The sequence below is a fragment of the Fulvivirga kasyanovii genome (assembly GCF_009711405.1).
Classification (GTDB): Bacteria; Bacteroidota; Bacteroidia; order Cytophagales; family Cyclobacteriaceae; genus Fulvivirga; species Fulvivirga kasyanovii.
In genome coordinates this window covers 1-18,728 of the sequence record NZ_SMLW01000657.1, presented here as the reverse complement: position 1 = coordinate 18,728, position 18,728 = coordinate 1, and the positions used below count along the sequence as shown (strand labels likewise).

General features: G+C 41.0%; 15 protein-coding genes and 1 tRNA gene. 9 read left to right on the top strand and 7 right to left on the bottom strand.

The features are described from left to right. Positions 1-32: 32 nt before the first annotated feature. On the bottom strand, positions 33-452 hold the full coding sequence (locus tag E1163_RS25040) for an HYC_CC_PP family protein (RefSeq protein WP_155175547.1): 420 nt from the start codon (positions 450-452) through the stop codon (positions 33-35). Positions 453-783: 331 nt separating this feature from the next. Here E1163_RS25040 and E1163_RS25035 point away from each other — a divergent pair, with 331 nt between their 5' ends. The 5 genes from E1163_RS25035 to E1163_RS25015 all read left to right on the top strand — a co-directional run bounded on the left by E1163_RS25035 (position 784) and on the right by E1163_RS25015 (position 8,088). Continuing rightward, complete coding sequence (locus E1163_RS25035; RefSeq protein WP_155175545.1) at positions 784-2,565, top strand: thiamine pyrophosphate-requiring protein; 1,782 nt, start codon at positions 784-786, stop codon at positions 2,563-2,565. Then, positions 2,565-3,689: an enolase C-terminal domain-like protein gene (locus E1163_RS25030; RefSeq protein WP_155175543.1), complete on the top strand. Its 1,125-nt coding sequence runs from the start codon at positions 2,565-2,567 to the stop codon at positions 3,687-3,689. The genes E1163_RS25035 and E1163_RS25030 overlap by 1 nt, the downstream gene beginning before the upstream one ends. Before the next feature lies 1 nt (position 3,690). Continuing rightward, the gene (locus E1163_RS25025) at positions 3,691-6,645 is read left to right on the top strand and encodes an FAD-binding and (Fe-S)-binding domain-containing protein (RefSeq protein WP_343033964.1); all 2,955 of its coding nucleotides are present in this window, start codon (positions 3,691-3,693) and stop codon (positions 6,643-6,645) included. Positions 6,646-6,841: 196 nt separating this feature from the next. Further along, a complete protein-coding gene (locus tag E1163_RS25020; protein WP_155175541.1) occupies positions 6,842-7,675 on the top strand; it encodes a 5'-nucleotidase, lipoprotein e(P4) family in 834 nt (277 codons plus the stop codon). A gap of 164 nt (positions 7,676-7,839) precedes the next feature. Further along, positions 7,840-8,088: a hypothetical protein gene (locus tag E1163_RS25015; RefSeq protein WP_155175539.1), complete on the top strand. Its 249-nt coding sequence runs from the start codon at positions 7,840-7,842 to the stop codon at positions 8,086-8,088. A 33-nt stretch (positions 8,089-8,121) separates the two neighbouring features. On the opposite strand, the gene E1163_RS25010 is transcribed toward E1163_RS25015, so the two are convergent. The 3 genes from E1163_RS25010 to E1163_RS25000 form a co-directional block, all read right to left on the bottom strand. Then, a complete protein-coding gene (locus tag E1163_RS25010; RefSeq protein WP_221418079.1) occupies positions 8,122-9,918 on the bottom strand; it encodes a glycoside hydrolase family 2 protein in 1,797 nt (598 codons plus the stop codon). Positions 9,919-10,199: 281 nt separating this feature from the next. After that, positions 10,200-10,646: a GNAT family N-acetyltransferase gene (locus E1163_RS25005; RefSeq protein WP_155175537.1), complete on the bottom strand. Its 447-nt coding sequence runs from the start codon at positions 10,644-10,646 to the stop codon at positions 10,200-10,202. A 420-nt stretch (positions 10,647-11,066) separates the two neighbouring features. Then, a tRNA-Arg gene (locus E1163_RS25000) sits at positions 11,067-11,140 on the bottom strand. Between the two features lie 184 nt (positions 11,141-11,324). Here E1163_RS25000 and E1163_RS24995 point away from each other — a divergent pair. After that, on the top strand, positions 11,325-12,089 hold the full coding sequence (locus E1163_RS24995; protein WP_155175534.1) for a porin family protein: 765 nt from the start codon (positions 11,325-11,327) through the stop codon (positions 12,087-12,089). A 72-nt stretch (positions 12,090-12,161) separates the two neighbouring features. Here the strand turns inward: E1163_RS24995 and E1163_RS24990 are convergent, their stop codons facing one another. Genes E1163_RS24990 through rpoN form a run of 3 tightly spaced genes read right to left on the bottom strand, consistent with a single transcriptional unit; the run spans position 12,162 to position 15,015 of the window. After that, positions 12,162-12,941: an enoyl-CoA hydratase/isomerase family protein gene (locus tag E1163_RS24990; protein WP_155175533.1), complete on the bottom strand. Its 780-nt coding sequence runs from the start codon at positions 12,939-12,941 to the stop codon at positions 12,162-12,164. Positions 12,942-12,955: 14 nt separating this feature from the next. Then, positions 12,956-13,576: a PA-phosphatase gene (locus E1163_RS24985; RefSeq protein ID WP_155175530.1), complete on the bottom strand. Its 621-nt coding sequence runs from the start codon at positions 13,574-13,576 to the stop codon at positions 12,956-12,958. Beyond that, positions 13,576-15,015 carry an RNA polymerase factor sigma-54 gene (gene rpoN / locus E1163_RS24980; protein ID WP_155175528.1) on the bottom strand — a complete coding sequence of 480 codons (1,440 nt, stop codon included), beginning with the start codon at positions 15,013-15,015 and terminating at the stop codon, positions 13,576-13,578. Before rpoN ends, E1163_RS24985 begins: the two co-directional genes overlap by 1 nt. A 148-nt stretch (positions 15,016-15,163) precedes the next feature. Here rpoN and asnS point away from each other — a divergent pair, with 148 nt between their 5' ends. The 3 genes from asnS to E1163_RS24965 form a co-directional block, all read left to right on the top strand. Next, positions 15,164-16,606 carry an asparagine--tRNA ligase gene (gene asnS / locus E1163_RS24975; protein WP_343033962.1) on the top strand — a complete coding sequence of 481 codons (1,443 nt, stop codon included), beginning with the start codon at positions 15,164-15,166 and terminating at the stop codon, positions 16,604-16,606. Between the two features lie 500 nt (positions 16,607-17,106). Beyond that, positions 17,107-17,592 (top strand): glycine-rich domain-containing protein, encoded by a 486-nt coding sequence (locus tag E1163_RS24970; RefSeq protein ID WP_155175526.1) that lies wholly within the window; start codon positions 17,107-17,109, stop codon positions 17,590-17,592. Positions 17,593-17,713: 121 nt separating this feature from the next. Continuing rightward, the coding region (locus E1163_RS24965) for a ligand-binding sensor domain-containing protein (protein WP_155175525.1) at positions 17,714-18,728 on the top strand (1,015 nt) is incomplete at its 3' end.

Genomic DNA, 18,728 nt, shown 5'->3' with positions numbered 1-18,728 from the left:
CACTCAGCAGGAAATGTTGCTAACAGATTATTTTATAAAAGAAATGACTGAACCATAACGGGAATGTCACGGTCAATCGGAGGCGGCCTGTATTGTGTGGTAAAATCTACATGTGCATCCCAACGGGCTATTGATATGGATGCAAGTTGTTGAGGTTCGATAAAATCAAAAGAATGATCTACTAAGACCTTCGCTACTGCTACCGCTTCGTAAGCCGATGGGTCTAACTGGATATCCTCATTATTACAGCAGTCATTTTTGGTTTTGGCTGCCATCTCCTTGTGCATGGGGCAAGGCTTTTTAACAGGCTGCTCATATTTGCAAACCTCTGCTTTACCAAACAACTTGAAAGATTTAAGCTGTCCTGAGCAATAATGGGCGCTAAGTTGAAATCCCGTACTGGTAATAAATATGATCGCTGCCAACCCAAGGGCAGAAATTTTTCTGATCATATTTTTTACGCTGCTACTCATCTAAAGGCTTAAACTACATCAAAAGTACAAAGGTTTCAAAAAAAAGCAAAAGTTACCGTGAGCCAGTTCCCTTAAAGAGGTAAAACAGCGTATTGCAGGGTATGGAATATTATAGACAAATCTGCTTATAAACTTCTACACAAATTTCGAAACAACACATTTTCCGTCCATAAACAGGTTATTAATAACCCTTTAAGAAGTGTATTCCAGTGGCTCCATATTTGAGCCTTTAAGAGTAACCCTCATGTATTCTATGAGGCACGGTGATCAGCCGTAACATCTTAAATTTCCAACCATAAATTTCTGCATCATGAGTAATACAGTAAGTGATTTTATAATACACAGGTTATCAGATTGGGGCATTGACCGGATCTTCGGCTACCCGGGAGATGGCATCAATGGTTTAATGGGAGCCTTGAGCAGGACAGAAGACATTATGGAATTTGTTCAGGTAAGACATGAAGAGATGGCTGCTTTTATGGCTGCCGGTCATGCCAAATACTCTGGAAAAGTCAGCGTTTGCATGGCTACCTCAGGTCCGGGAGCTGTTCATTTACTCAACGGACTTTACGATGCAAAAATGGACCACCAGCCAGTGGTTGCTATCGTTGGCCAGCAGGCGCGTATGGCGCTGGGAGGTTCTTACCAGCAGGAAATAGACCTCATCTCTCTATATAAAGATGTGGCACATGAATACGTACACATGGCCACCACACCGGAGCAGGTGCGACACCTCATTGACCGCGCGGTTAGAATTGCTGAATCAGAAAGGACAGTAACCGCAGTAATTATCCCCAACGATGTTCAGGAACTGGATATGGAAGAGCCTCCACGTAAACACGGAAGTGTACATTCCGGAATTGGTTACTCCAGAATGCGCATGATCCCGGATGCTGAGCACCTTCAAAAGGCTGCCGATATCCTTAACGAAGGTGAGAAGGTGGCCATGCTCATTGGTGCAGGAGCACTCAATGCGGCTGAAGAAGTTATGGAAGTGGCTGAACTGTTAGGTGCAGGTGTCGCTAAAGCCCTGCTGGGTAAAGCTGCATTGCCGGATGACCTGCCATATGTTACAGGGGCTATCGGTCTGCTCGGTACCAAGCCCAGTTGGGATATCATGGATGATTGTGATACATTGTTAATGGTGGGCACCAGTTTCCCATATTCCGAGTTTCTGCCTAAAGAAGGACAGGCACGCGCTATCCAGATAGATCTTGACGGGAAAATGCTGGGGATCCGTTACCCTACAGAGCTAAACCTGCAAGGTGATAGCAAGGAAACTTTAAAAGAACTTATACCCCTTCTGAAAAGAAAAGAAGACCGAAGCTGGAGGGAAAAAATTGAAGAAGGTGTGGCCGAGTGGTGGAAAGTGCTGGAGGCACGTGCCATGAACGATGCCGACCCCATCAACCCGCAACGGGTATTCTGGGAGCTTTCAAGCCGGCTACCCGATAACTGCATACTTTCCGCTGATTCTGGCTCTGCAGCCAATTGGTTTGCAAGAGACCTCAAGATCAGGAAAGGTATGATGGCATCATTATCAGGCAATCTTGCCACGATGTGCCCGGGAGTGCCCTATGCCATAGCTGCAAAATTTGCCCACCCGAACCGCCCCTCTATAGCGCTTGTCGGTGACGGTGCCATGCAAATGCTCGGGATTAACGGTATGATCACTATAAGCAAATATTGGAAACAGTGGGACAATCCACAATTGATCATTCTCATTCTCAACAATGGAGACCTGAACCAGGTTACATGGGAGCAGCGTGTGCTGGTAGGTGATCCTAAATTTGAAACTTCACAGAATATTCCCGATTTCCCTTATGCAGAATACGGACGGTTGCTTGGCTTTGAATCCATCAAACTGGAGAAGCCTGAAGATATTGCAGAAGGACTCGACAGGGCATTACTGGCGCAAAGGCCTGTAGTCATTGAAGCCATGGTAGACCCTAGCGTGCCACCATTGCCTCCACATATTAAAATTTCACAGGCCAAAGCATTTGCATCTTCAGTCATTAAAGGAGATGAAAACGCATGGGATATGATTAAGCAGACTTATAAAGATGCCGTAGAAAGTTATTTGCCTCATTAATGCATGCCGACTTGTTGACAGCGGATGTTAAGGACAAGGTAGAAATCCGGGATGTTGCCGTCAAGGCCTATAAAATCCCTACTGATCAGCCTGAGTCTGATGGTACCCTGAAATGGAGTTCTACTACAATGGTTGTAGTTGAACTCCTTGCAGGTGGCAAAACCGGACTGGGCTACTCCTATGCTCATGAGTCCACCGCCAAAACCATTCAGGCCGACCTCTGCGAACTTTTGCTAAACAGGAATGTGATGAATATTCCCGCCATCGTCGCCGACATGAAGAGAGTAATCAGGAACCAGGGCATGGCAGGCATCAGTATGATGGCGGTATCAGCAGTTGATATTGCACTGTGGGACCTGAAAGCAAAAATACTTAACCTACCCTTATGTACACTTCTTGGCCAGCGATGTGAGCGCATGCTTGTTTATGGCAGTGGCGGGTTCACGTCATATTCCATTTCCCAACTGGAGGATGATATGCAGCGTTGGCGAAGCATGGGATTGAAACACGTAAAAATGAAAGTAGGTCGAGAGGCAGACCAGGATGTTCGCCGGGTAAAAGCTGCAAGAGAAGCCTTAGGTACCGAGACAGAGATTTTTGTTGATGCCAATGGCGCATACAGTACAAAGGAAGCACTTTATCTGGCAGAACGGTTTGCAGACCAAAAAGTCACCTGGTTTGAAGAGCCGGTTTCTTCTGACAATGTAGAAGGCATGCGAACCATTATGCAGAAAGCCCCACCACAGGTTAGAATTGCCGCCGGAGAATATGGATACACTCCGGAGTACTTTAAAAGGTTCGTCTCCCCACAGGCTGTAGACGTATTGCAGGCGGATGCCACCCGGTGTGGTGGTATAAGCGGTTTTATGGAAATCGGGTTGCTCTGCGACACCATGCAAATCCCATTTTCTTCACACTGTGCGTCATCGGTACACTTGCACGCCGCAGTGTCACTTCCTGAATTCTTGATCGCTGAATACTTTCACGACCATGTAAGAATAGAAAACATGCTCTTTGAAGGCAACATTAAGCCTGAAAATGGTCAGCTCGAACCTAATCTGGCACTTCCTGGGTTGGGAATAAAATTAAAGGAACAAGATGCTGAAAAATATAAACTGAACTAAGGTGAAAGAAAATTACTCATCATTCGACACTACATTTGCAACTCCCTCAGCCTTGGATGTTGATCTGGAAGAACTTGAACAAGAACTCAAAAAAGAGATAGAGGGAGAAGTACGATTTGATGAAGGATCAAAAGGGCTTTACAGCACTGATTCTTCCAACTACAGGCAAATCCCGCTCGGTGTTGTAATACCAAAAACAGAAGCCGATGTAATCAAAACGGTTGAGCTTTGTCATAAATATAAAGCACCCATTCTTTCCCGCGGTGGTGGTACCAGCCTGGCTGGGCAGTGTTGTAATGTAGCTGTAGTCATCGACATGTCAAAGTACTATAACCAGGTACTGCATTTTGACCCTCAAGCAAAACTGGTAAAAGTACAGCCTGGTATTGTACTGGATGAAGTAAATGATCACGTAAAGGATGAAGGCCTGATATTCGGACCTGATCCCGCAACTCACTCCCACTGCACTATTGGAGGTATGCTGGGCAATAATTCTTGTGGTGTTCACTCCGTTATGGCAGAGTTTGCAGGAAACGGAGCAAGGGTAGAAGACAATATTGAATCTCTGACCATACTCACTTACGACGGATTAAGAATGGAAGTAGGTCCTGTTTCTGGAGAAAGGCTGGAGGAGATCATTACTGAGGGAGGGCGTAAGTCTGAAATTTACCGTCAGCTTAAAGATTTAAGGGATTTCTATACAGATAAAATTAAGACCAAATTCCCTGATATTCCCAGACGAGTATCAGGGTATAACCTGCCTGAATTACTTCCTGAAAAAGAATTCAATCTTGCCCGTGCCCTAGTTGGCTCTGAAGGCACGTGTGCCATCATTCTGGATGCAACATTAAAGCTCATCCCAAGTCCTGAAAAACACACCCTCGTGGTACTGGGATTTGACAGCATACATGAGGCCGGGGAACATGTACCTGAAATCATGAAATACAAACCTATCGGGTTAGAGGGCATGGATGACATGCTTATCAGTTTCATGAAGAGGAAAAACCTGCATGTGGAAGATATTGAACACCTGCCCGAGGGTAAGGGCTGGCTTCTTGTGGAATTCGGCGGTAAAGATGAGGATGATGTATGGAAGCAGGCAAATAAGTTGATTGAGAACTTTAAGAAAAAAGACAACGCTCCAAACATCAAAAGCTTTGAAAGTAAAAAGAAGGAGGCACTGATATGGGAGGTTAGAGAATCAGGCCTTGGAGCCACTGCCTGGGTACCTGGTGAACCCAGTAGCGTTCCCGGATGGGAAGATTCCGCAGTGCCCCCTGAAAAAATCGGCGGCTACCTCAAAGCGTTACGTGATTTATTTGCTAAATATGACTACCACCCGGCACTTTATGGTCATTTCGGGCAGGGATGTGTTCACTGCAGGGTAGAGTTTGACCTTCTCAATGAAGAAGGGTTGGAAAAGTATAAGAAATTCTCCCGAGAAGCGGCTCACCTGGTAGTGAAGTTCGGAGGGTCATTATCAGGCGAACATGGTGATGGTCAGTCAAGGGCCGACCTGCTTGAAATCATGTATGGCAAAGAGATCATGCAGGCCTTTCATGACTTCAAACAGATTTGGGACCCTGAATGGAAAATGAATCCGGGAAAGATCATCAACGGCTATGGACAGACGGCAAACCTCCGGGCAGGTAATGACTATAATCCTAAAGAACCCGAAACCCACTTCAGCTACCCGGAAGATAACGGTAGCTTTTCTCATGCCACTTTGAGGTGCGTTGGTGTAGGGCAGTGCAGACGCCATAACAGTGGCATTATGTGCCCAAGTTATATGGTTACGAGGGAGGAAAAGCATTCGACCCGTGGCCGTGCGCGTTTGCTACATGAAATGCTGGAAGGTGATGTGGTAAAAAATGGCTGGAAGAATGAGGCCGTCAAGGAGGCACTGGATTTGTGCCTGGCCTGTAAAGGCTGTAAAGGTGACTGCCCGGTAAGTGTTGATATGGCTACTTACAAAGCAGAATTTCTATCGCATTATTACAAGGGAAAAATAAGGCCACGCACTGCTTATGCCTTTGGCCTCATATACTGGTGGGCAAGATTGGCCTCTCTGGCTCCTCAGATTGTCAATTGGGCTTCAAAGACACCTATACTAAGCGATATCATTAAATTTGCCGGAGGTATTGCACCAAAACGTGACATTCCCCGGTTCGCTAAAAAGCATTTTAGAAAATGGTTTAATGACACCGGCAGTGCAGGCCAAAGCAACAAGCCCAAAGTAATATTGTGGCCTGACACATTCAATAATTTTTTACTTCCTGACACTTTAAAAGCCGGGAAAAACGTACTCGAGGCAGCCGGGTTTCAGGTCATTTTACCTCAACAAATGCTCTGTTGCGGCAGACCACTCTATGACTATGGTATGCTCGACAAGGCAAAAAAACTGCTTAAAGAAATACTTCAGAACCTGCGCCATGAAATACAGGCAGGTGTGCCCGTAGTAGGAATGGAACCCAGTTGCGTCGCAGTATTCAGGGATGAGCTATGCAACCTCATTCCTCACAACCATGATGCGCAGAGGCTCAAATCACAAACCTTCACCTTAGCTGAGTTTCTTTTAACCCATGCTATGGATTTTGAACTGCCCAAGCTAAAGAAAAAAGCAATTATCCATCGCCACTGCCACCATCAGGCCATTATGCATTTTGAAGAAGAAAAACAGGTTTTGAACCAAATGGAGCTGGATTATGAAATACTGGATTCAGGGTGCTGCGGTATGGCTGGCAGCTTCGGTTATGAAAAAGGAGAGCGGTATGATGTTTCTATTAAAGCAGGCGAAAGGGTGCTACTGCCAAGAATACGGGAGGCCGACAATGACACTATTATTATTGCTGATGGGTTTAGTTGCCGGGAGCAAATAAAACAATGTACCTCCCGCAAAGCATGGCATTTGGCAGAAGTTATAGATATGGCTCTCAAGGAAACTGTTGCAGTGTAAATTATGACCTGTCATTTTAAACCTCTCTACCGTAAAAGCGATTAAGATGTACGCTTTGTTGAGCAAATTATGATATTATTGTATTGCCGAAATCAAATTTGCTTTGTTAATAGTTATGTGTATCCTGGGTTGTCAGACGATTTTTAGGCTTCGTTAAGACCGAGTATAAAATACACATCAAAACCTAAACAATTTTATGAAACAGTTGCTTCGAAAATACTACATCTTATTCATTGCTTCCTCCTTACTCGTAGCCTGTGCTACTGAAAACCAAACAACCAAAGTTGCTTCAACCTCCTCATCGGTATCACCCGAAAAGCAGATGTCGCAACAACTGGTAACAAGTGTTTTATGGTATCAAAAGTCAGCAGAAATGGTTGCTGCTTACCTACAGGCCTATAAATATGCGGAAATGCTGGTTGACTCGAAGCTAAAAACCATAAGATCTAAATTGCCTTTAGCTGTAGTGCTGGATATTGATGAAACCGTACTCGACAATAGCCCTTATGAAGCTCAGCTTATTGAAAAAGGAAAAACGTACGAATCATCAACCTGGAAAATATGGACTGATGAAGCACGGGCAAAGGCTCTTCCGGGTGCACTTGACTTTGTTAATTTTGCCAAAGAAAAAGGCATTGAGGTATTCTACATCTCCAACAGGAAAACTGATGAACTTGATGCTACCATTGAAAACTTAAAAAAATACAGATTTCCCAATGCCGACACTACACATGTGATCCTGAAAAGCACCACCAGTGACAAAACAGCAAGAAGGAAAAAGGTAGCTTCTACCCATACTATCCTGGTATACGTAGGTGATAATCTCACTGACTACTCTGAACTCTATGCTGACAGGGGTAGTGATATGGGCAAAGACCTTGTAATGAAAAACAAAAATGAGCTGCTATACAACTTCGTCATTTTGCCTAACCCTATGTATGGCGAATGGGAAGGTGCCATCTATGACAATGACTATGGCATCAGCAATGAAATGAAGCTTCAAAAAAGGCTGCAGACACTGGATAAGTAACGAATTTCCAACAGGCTGAAAACAAATGGATTGTCAGGTATTGATCGTAAATGCTTTACAATTCAGTAAAGCCCACTACAATTTCTTAATTTATCCATAATTTATAGTTTGATATAACTGCTTTTAAAAATCGAAAATTTGCAGTGTTTAAAAGCAGTTATATCATGTTTTATACTCTAAAGATCAATGCTGTTCATGGTAACTCTACACCCACTGAAAATGAGGTTACCATCAAATTCAACAAAGCTCCCCAGCACGGCAAAATCCATTTTGTAGCACTGGATCACAAAATGGCCAGCAACATTTACAGAAGAAAAACGGGACACCAGAAGGCTGATAAATACCAGGTTGAGATTACTTGTTATGATAATGAGCAGAGGGTGACCTATCTGAATTCGAGGGAAATAGCTTAACGTACCAAGTTCCTGCATATTTCAGAGCTATTATTATTTCCCTTTGTAATACTCCTGCATAATATACCAGGCCTTTTTCTTTTCCCCTTTTTCCGACAACAACCCTTTTCTGTTATATCCGCTTTGATAAACCGGGTGCATTCTGCCTAATGACCTGTAGTCAAATAACAGCCATGGACATACACCACACAGGTTAGGTACTGTACCAAATAATTCAATTTGATTTTTGTAGATGTTCGCCTGGTATTCTTCAGTCCAGTATGCCGCCTCGTCAGTTGGGCCATAATCACTTCCAAATAAGGCTTCCCCTCCAAATTCAGAGATAAAAACAGGTTTATCAGGAAAATTCAGCTTCCATTTTGTCTCTGAAGGCTTGCCTTGCCATGGGACATACCACCCGATGTACTCATTTATTGAAATGATATCGGAGTACCGATAAAGGGAATCCCATACATTAAAGGTATTGTTTTCATATCGCTGTGTATTGATTACATGTGTTATTAATCTCGTAGAATCAATGGCCCTACACTTTTTTGTCAGGCTAATAAGTTCTTTATTCCTGTCAGGCGTATGAGGGTAGGTCTCATTTGAAAGACTCCAAATAACTACCCCACATCGATTCTTGTCTCGGTGGATCATCTCCGTTAGCATTGTCTCCATTTTTACAGGTACAACGCTGTCCGAAAAATTAATATGCTGATATACAGGCAACTCATCCCACACCATTAATCCTATTTTTTCAGCCTCTCTTACCATATGCTCATTGTGTGGGTAGTGTGCCAACCGAACAAGGTTGCACCCAAGCTCTTTAGCAGCACTCAGTAAGATGTGTGCATCTTTCTTGGAAAAAGCCCTCGAGCCTGAGTATGGATTTTCTTCGTGAACATTAACCGCCTTAAGAAAGATCGGTTTCTTATTAAGTATAACCCTGCCTTCATACACTTCAATACATCTAAAACCAATGTTATCTCTGACAACATCTGTTTTACTCTCTATGATCACTTCATATAATTTCGGGTTGCCCGGAGACCACAATTCTATATCGGCAGTAAACTCCACCCTGGCCATGCCAGATTTATCAGTTTTTGATTTTAAGGCTAAATTAAGTTCTGGTATTTTTATAGTTACAGATTGTTTATCAAGTGCGTCATTTAATTGCACCCAGCCCAGAACAGTATTGAGACTACCTTTCTTTAGTTGGATTGAATAATCTGAAATAAAGTCATTATTAGTTTCAATTAAGCCGACATCACGGGTAATCCCTCCATAGTTAAGCCAGTCATATCCATACCCAGGCAGCCCATTAGCCTGCCTGTTGTTGTCAACCTTCACTACAAGACTATTGACTCCACTACGGACTTTATCAGTAATTTCAAATTGAAAAGGAGTAAACCCGCCTTCATGACTTCCTGTTTTCTCACCGTTAAGGTAGACCTCTGCCAGATAATTGACCGCACCAAAATGAAGGAATGCCCTCTTTCCTGCTTTAGGTGTATAACTAAAGAGCTTTCTATACCAAACAGTCCCTTCAAAATAGGTTAATTCACACTTTTGAGAATTGAAATCACCGGGCACCTTTAAAACGGGACCACCATCAAATGAATATTCAAAAAAGTCGGTTTTTCTCTCTGATTTCTTCTCCAGCCACACCTGCCTCCACTCTCCTATTCCTGTAGGGTCAATAATTACATTCCAATCCCCATTCAAGCTATGATAGTCCCTTGCATAAGGGTTAATAATTACAGACTGACCATTTGCATAGCCAATAAAAAGGCAAAGGGAAAAGAAAGTCCATACCCAGTTACCCATGCATTTGCTGTTTTTTTTCATTTTACTTCTGCCAGATTTTATGGAAAATCAGGATATTAAAACCACTTGTATTTCTGCTTTATTTTGAAATGCTATTGCTCAATCACATCAGGTGGCATTGAAATAATCCATTTGCGAAAATCATAAATATAATCAGCCCAAGGGGGAGGCCATCAAATTTTGGTACTCTACCAAGGGGAAATCGAGTACTTCTTCCATAGGTGTAAGGTAATAAACTTTACCGAGGATATACAGAAAAGTAAGTATTTGAAGGTCCGCTTACCCCCTGTCTCTATAGCCGGTCATTCCAATTTTAGTTTCAACTTTGGTCCTGCTGTAACAAACTCTTTGTTTGAGTAGAATTTTAGTGTTTTTGAATTGTTATCTGCAGGAGCGGTAACTTCAATTCTCTTCCATTTCTTATCTCTTCCAACTTCCTTTGCTTTTTCTATTAAAATTGCTCCGATCTTTTTACTTCGATATTCAGGCTCAACATATAATTCATCTATTGAACCGTACTTCCCTCCACAATATATAGCCTGAGACTCAGTCAGGGTTATAAATCCAATTATCTTGTTACTTTCAGTTACCTTTAATATTTCGGTCTTATAGTTATCGATAAGCTCCAAAATTAACTGTTCGCTTACGTTTTTAATACATTCCTTCTCTTCACCAAGCTCTGAATATAAATTCCTTAATAATTTTGCAATATTTGAAATATCTGAGGTGCTAATTTTTTTAATTGTCATAATTATTAATTGATTAAACGGGGGGTAACATAGAGACTATTGCTTTTATCCTGATTTGCCAACTGATTTTGATCACAGCTATGGCCTTTTAAACTACAGAGCCAAAAGTTAGAGTCTCCCAGAAATTCCGTCCTTATGCCTCCCTGAAAAAAATGGGATAGAAGCGGAATTTCTGGGGGAAACCCTAAATTTTCACCTCTTTTCCGACAGACAGTTGTTAATCAGCAATAGGCAAAAGCAGTAGACAAACTTGTATAATAATAAGCGCGGTTTACTGATTTTCAATGGAAAGTTGCACATTACTGTTTACTTTCCAATCCATTTACTCCACAGGTTTACGCTTCCAAAAAATGAGTATAAGTATCCAGGCCATAAAGCAAAAAAGCAAGACAATATTGCCTTGCTTTTGAAGTTAGTTTGTGACCTCGTCAGGATTCAAACCTGAAACCTCCTGAGCCGTAATCAGGTGCTCTATTCAGTTGAGCTACGAGGCCATTTTAGTTAACAATCATCCGATCCGGGTTTCCATAGATTTATGCCGCCCAAACGTTACTTGCTAACGCGGTGCAAATGTAAATAATTATTCTTCTTAAAAAAAGTCTTATTGATTCGTACTTCTTTAAAAAACCTTATCTTTGCCCACCTACAATAAAAATGAGGGATTTAGGTTAAGATATTATGAAAAAAATTTTTATTTATATACTTACTTTAGGCATTGCTACCGGTACTTATGCCGGAGACAATGACAAACCTGAAAATGGTGATAAGCCATTAGCCCAACTGTCTCCTATGAAGATCAGGGACAGGGCAGCCCGACCTGATGTTCCCGGTACATTTTTAATTGATATTGGCTGGAATATACTTCAAGGTGCTCCTGACAACTTTGAAACCAACCTGATAGGATCAAGGACTATCAACATGTACTACTATTATGATATGCCCATTGGCAATTCAAATTTTGTATTTATGCCTGGTATTGGCGTTGGTCTTAACAAATTGAAGTTTGATGACGATGTTACATTGGTTCAGGGCGTTGATACTGATGGCAATACTGTTGTAACTGTGGAAGAACTGAATGAGGGCTGGGATGTAAAAAAATCTCAACTGGTTGCTAACTATATAGATATCCCTCTTGAACTACGCTTTTATGCTAACCCTGATGATAAAAAGAGAAGCTTTAATGTAAGTGTTGGTGGCAGGGCCGGCATCAGGTTTAGCTCTCATACCAAACTAAAGTATGAAGCAGATGATGAAAACATTAAAACAAAAGTTAAAAAAGATTTTGGACTGAACAGGTTCCGTTACGGTGTTACAGGAAGAATCGGAATTGGCGGCTTCAACGTGTTCTATTACCATAGTCTATCTGATATGTTCGATGGTGGTCCCGAAGGCACTGAAGGTATGACAAATATAACTGTCGGACTTTCTTTTACCGGATTTTAATACAGAAGATAAAGCTAAAAAAGAGAGGGGATTTGAAGTTCAAATCCCCTCTCTTTTTTACATGTAAATAGTTTATTTCCCTTTAAACTCAGCCTTTCTTTTCTCCAAAAATGCAGTAACCCCTTCTTTATAATCCTCCGAGTTACCGGCTATTTCCTGGCAATAGGCTTCATATCCCAACATCTCATCCAGTGTAGCGTTACCGGATTTATTCAACATCTTCTTCATTAACCCAATAGCTTTTGTAGGCGCCTGAGCATAGTAGTCAGTATAACTTTTCACCGCCTCATCAAGCTGGTCAGCAGGTACAACTTTGTTAACCAAGCCTAATTCATAAGCTTCTTTGCCTTTTATTCTTGACCCCATTGTGCTCAACTCAAAGGCCTTGGCACTACCTACCAAGCGTGGCAAAAAATATGATGAGCCTGAATCCAGTACTAACCCTATATTGACAAACACTTCAGTCATCATAGCTTCTTCAGCAGCCACTATAAGATCACATGCCAACGCAATGGAACATCCTGCACCTGCAGCCACACCATTCAACCTGCATATAACAGGCTTTGGCAAATTTCTCATGGCCCTGATAATGGGATTATAACGTTTGTGAAGCGAATCAATAAACGATCTTTTCTCCTGACCAGAGGAAGCCTTAAGATCCTGGCCTGAACAAAAAGCCTTGCCCTCACCTGTCAGCACTATTACACGAACAGAGTCGTCTTTACCCACCTGCTTGAACACATCCTGAAGCTCATAGGTAATACCATCATTAAGGGCATTATACACCTCAGGTCTGTTAAGTGTTATGGTGGCTATGCCGTTACTATTATCGTATTTTAAAAATTCGTACATCGTTAATGGTTACTTTATGTGAAAATATAAGCCGCCCCGAAATTAATAATAAATCCTAACAGGGCACCAATATGAACTTCTGTAGGGCTGTGCGTATCCAAATACAACCTGGCAGAGCTTACCACACCATGCAGAACCAATGTGGCAATAATAGGCCAGAACAGCAAACTATCAAGATACCTGAAATGAATGGCAATAAAAAAACCCAGCACCCCGGCAGTACCAGCAGAGTGTGCACTGATCTTGAAAAAAGTACTGATGACTGTAATTAGAAAAATGGTTGCTGTTATTGACACCAGCATGATAACCAGGGCGTTGCCCAGCACCAACTTCTCTGAAAAGAAATAAGCGGTAAGTCCGTAATACACAGTAATGAAGAAAAAAGGCATTATCCGTTCCTTTCGGCTATGAAGGTGGATACTACTTATGCTCTTGGTTAGCTTCAACATACCCACACTCAACAGAGGCAAAATATAGGTTAGGATAAGCACCATCAGCAGGATCAGTAAAATAGAATCACTGTTAATGGGAAGAATGCTCGATGGCGCAAAGAAATATAGCGATGCCACCAATAGTGTTGTCATCAATAGCGGATGAAACACAACTGAAATGATATTAGCCAGGTTCTTCAGCACTACAACTCTTTTCTTAGCCTGGCTACCGGAATATTCATCTGCTCCCTGTATTTGGCAACAGTTCTCCTGGCTATGTTATACCCTTTAGCTTTTAGTAACTTCTCTAACTTATCATCGCTCAACGGCTTCTTTTTGTCCTCACCTTCAATTATCTGCTTCAATTCATTTTTCACCTCACGGCTACTCACATCTTCTCCCGAATCCGTAGCAATACCCTCAGAAAAGAAATATTTGAGAGGAAATATACCAAAATCAGTCTGTACAGACTTGCTGTTAGCTACTCTTGATACGGTAGAAATGTCCATATTGATAATATTGGCAATATCTTTCAGGATCATTGGCTTCAACTTGCTTTCGTCTCCTTCCTGAAAGTATTCATATTGAAAGTCTACAATGGCCCTCATAGTGTTAAGCAATGTATGCTGCCTTTGCTTAATAGCATCAATAAACCATTTTGCCGCATCCAGTTTTTGCTTCACGAAGGTAACAGTCTCTTTCAGCTTCTTATCGGACTTATCACTTTTATCGTACGCCTGAAGCATTTCTGAGTATGAGCGACTTACCCTGAGTTCCGGAGCATTTCTTGAATTCAATGCCAATTCCAGCTCACCATTATTATTGGTCAGGATGAAGTCAGGTATAAGGTACTGTGTGCGTACCAGCCCGGAAGAACTGCCTCCCGGTTTCGGGTTCAACTTTCTGATCAGTTCAATCGCGTCCTTAATGTAATCTTCATCCTCAAGATCAAGCTTTTTCATGATCTTGCTATAGTGCTTTTTAGTAAATTCATCGAAACAACTGGAAATAATCTGTTTCGCCACAATAACATCAACATTCTGGTCATCCGCCCGCCTTTCCAACTGAAGCAACAGGCACTCCTGTAAGTCTCTGGCTGCAATACCTGCAGGGTCGAAATCCTGAATTTTCCGTAATATCTCTTCCACTTCATCAATATCCGTGTCTATATTCTGCGAAAAAGCCAGATCATTAATAATGGCTTCCAGATCTCTGCGTATATAGCCATCACTTTCAATGCTTCCAATCAGTTGCTTTCCAATAGTATATTGCCTCTCATCCAGCCTCAAAAAGCCTAATTGATCCATCAGGCGCTCATTCAGCGTAGAGTGCATGGCAATGGGCATTTCTTTGTCCTCATTATCACCGTCACCATGCATTTTGTAGCCACTGAAATCATCATCTCTCAGATAATCTTCAACGTCAAGCTCATTATCGTCCGATGTGTCGGTATCTGTATCTTCGTATTCGTCTGTAATATCGTCCTGTTCTTCTTTGCCTTCTTCTAAAGCAGGATTCTCTTCCAGCTCCTCTTCTACCCGAGTATCCAACTCGGCAGTAGGAATCTGCAACAGCTTGATAAATTGTATCTGCTGTGGAGATAATTTTTGTTGTAAACTTTGGGTTAATCCAAGCTTCTGCATCCTCTGATTTTTCTTAAATCTTGCTTCAAATAAATTTACATCAAAGTTATTATATTTCTATGATTCTTTGAATAAAAGCGCAAATTATCGTTTTTTTGCCGACTGCTTACGGTTCCGTAAGCATTAACAAATCAATCATATTTTAGTTGTGAAAGACTTGAAAAGAACAAAGATCAAAGAACTTCTTGATGCCCCGATTATCGGCAAAAAGGTGAACGTTAAAGGCTGGGTAAGAACATTCCGCAACAATCAATTTATAGCTATAAATGACGGCTCCACAATCAACAACATTCAGGGGGTTGTTGACTTTGAAAATACTGATGAAAAAACACTTAAAAGGATCACTACAGGTGCATGCATTTCCATTACCGGAGACCTGGCGGAGTCCAAAGGCAAAGGCCAGAGTGTTGAGGTCATAGTTGAAAATATTGAAATACTTGGTGATGCCGATCCTGAAAAATATCCATTACAGCCTAAGAAGCATTCCCTGGAGTTTCTCAGAGAGATCGCACACCTGCGTGTAAGGACCAATACTTTCAGTGCCATATACCGGATTCGTCATGCAATGATTTTCGCGGTGCATAAATTCTTTACAGAAAGAGGTTTTTACAATGTCCACACCCCAATAATTACAGGCTCTGATGCCGAGGGCGCCGGTGAAATGTTCAGGGTAACCACACTAGACCCACTGAATCCTGCCAAGGATGAAGATGGCAATGTAAATTATAAAGAAGACTTCTTTGGTAAGGAAACTAACCTTACCGTATCCGGCCAACTTGAAGGCGAAACAGCATGTATGGGATTGTCAGAAATTTACACTTTTGGCCCTACTTTTCGCGCAGAAAACTCCAATACATCACGTCACCTCGCCGAGTTTTGGATGATAGAACCTGAGATGGCTTTTTATGACATCAACGACAACATGGATCTGGCCGAGGCATTTGTAAAATATTTAGTCAATTACGCATTGGATAACTGCGCTGATGACCTGACTTTCCTTAATCAACGTGCCCTGGACGATGAAAAAACCAAGCCACAACAAGAAAGAAATGAACTAAGTCTACTTGAAAGATTGAGGTTTGTAGCTGAAAATGATTTTGAAAGGATCACATATACTGAGGCAATAGATATTCTTAAAAACTCGAAGCCGAATAAGAAGAAGAAATTTCAATATCTAATTGAAGAGTGGGGCGCAGACCTGCAGTCTGAGCATGAAAGATTTTTGGTAGAAAAGCACTTTAAAAAGCCTGTTATTCTTTATAACTATCCGAAAGATATTAAAGCCTTCTACATGCGTCAAAACGACGATGGAAAGACTGTAGCAGCTATGGATGTTCTCTTCCCTGGCATTGGCGAGATCATAGGCGGATCGCAACGCGAGGAAAGGTATAACCTCTTAAAACAACGTATTGACGAAATAGGCATACCTGAAAAAGACCTGTGGTGGTATCTCGACCTTAGAAAGTTTGGCTCAGCACCTCACAGTGGCTTTGGCCTGGGCTTTGAGCGCATGATACAATTCGTAAGTGGAATGACAAATATCCGTGACGTAATACCGTTCCCACGAACTCCTGACAATGCTGAATTTTAATGTAAGCCTGATGTAAGAAAATGTTAAAAAATAAAAAAGGGCTGCCCGTTGGTAGCCCTTTTTTATTTCCGGCGTGTAAAAAAAGCTTACAAACCTTCAATGAATTACAAAGTTTTGTTGCCAATCTAAGATAATAGTTGACTGGTTCAAGAACTTACAATTTCTTGAAAAAATCACGCATGTAAGTTTTTGATGCAAAAATAAATAATTTACCTTTGCACCCGAATTACAAACAACAACTAAAAACTTACAAACTATGAACTATCAGTTGGCAAACAACCCGTCTTTAAATCTAGAGAAAAAAGATTTAATTCAAAAGTTAGTGGCTAAAAATTTGAATGACAACAAAATAAGTTGTCTTACTGAAGGTACCTGCTTTCCTTCTAAAGATTGACTCCTCCAGTAACAAATACTTAATCTTTTCAAAAGATGAGGGTAATATTTTCTAAAATATTACCCTCATCTCTCCACACAGTTTACAGAATTCTAAAAGTCAGCTAATGAAAACTACCTTAATCGACGCTTTGGAGTGCGATAATGAAGAAGCTATTGTAGAAGGTTTTACTGAGCGATATAATGTGAGTTATGAAGAAGCCATGGATATTTTTGTAGAGACAAAAAAATGGTTATGGCTTGCCTCACAGACAGATTCTTCTCACACCTCATTGTTTATAGACAGGCCTCTTCTTATAATTGATGAAATGTGGCATAATTTCATACTACATACCAAATACTACTATAAATTCTGCATTCAGCATTTCAAACAATTAATTCATCATGAGCCAACCTCACCCCAAATGAAGAGGGAGCAGCACAAAGCTATTTTATCCAACCCGACTGCTGCCCTAAAGGAACATGAGGCTAAGCTACAAAAACAATATGGCATTATTTATGACCACCTCGGTCCAGAGACACTACTTAAGTGGTATGAAACAATGGCTGAAAAATACACTCCCGAGTATATTCAATCAATAAAAAAATACTAAGAAACTTAGTATTTAATAAGAAGTATCTAACTATTAATTTTTTTATTTCTTTGCTTAGTCTATTTTAGAGCATCTTAGAAATAAAGAATCGCTTCTGGGGGTAACCAAAAGCTTACAACAGATGATACTCAAAGGGTTAATACTACTTGTTTTAATTTCATTCAACTCTGTTCTGTCTTTTTCTCAGAACAAAGGTAAGCCCTTCGTTCAGAATTATGGACGCTCTGACTATAAAGCCTCTATATCAAATTTTGATATTCTTCAAGACAAAAACCAACTAATTTATGTAGCCAATTATGACGGAGTAATCGTACATGATGGATCAAATTGGCAACTAGTGCCGATTAACAATAACACTGTCGCAGTTAGTATTGCCCAAGGCAATAACAATAGAATATATGTAGGAAGCGACAAAGATTTTGGCTACTTAGCCTCTAATGAACTGGGGGAGCTTCGCTTCCGTTCATTATTAGATAAAATTCCATATAAACCAAAATTCTCAATAGTCCGCAAAATAATTAACCACAAAAATAAGACATATTTTTTTTCAAGTGAGGAGATTTTTGTCTTTGAAGATAAAAAATTCATGCATTCCATTAAAGCAGGGGCATCACCTTTCTTGTTTTCACTTTTTCCGGTTAATGATAAAATCTATACGGTACAGAGTAAAAAAGGGCTAATTACTCTAAAGGACTCTATCATAGATATTGATATCCCTACAAGAAAACTAGGTGCTGTTACCTACATGACGACTTTGCAAGACTCGTTATCCTTAGTAGGAACTCATTCTCAAGGTTTGTACGAGTTAACAAATAAATCGATAATACGAATTAAAAATGAATCCTCAGATTTTTTAGCTAAAAATAAGCTTTTTGATGCCGAAAAGGTACACTTATCAGACTCATTAAGTTTAATAATGGGAACATCTGAAAATGGAGTTCTTCTTTTGAATAAAGATTTGAAAATAACAGCCAATGTAAATAAGAACTCTGGCTTACAAAGTGAAACTATAAAAAAGTTAACGATTGACTCTCACTTTGGAGTATGGACTGCCATGCAAGAAGGAGTTTCACATCTTGAGCTATACTCTCCCTGGACATATTGGGATCAATTGAAGGGCTTAGAAGGAACCCCTT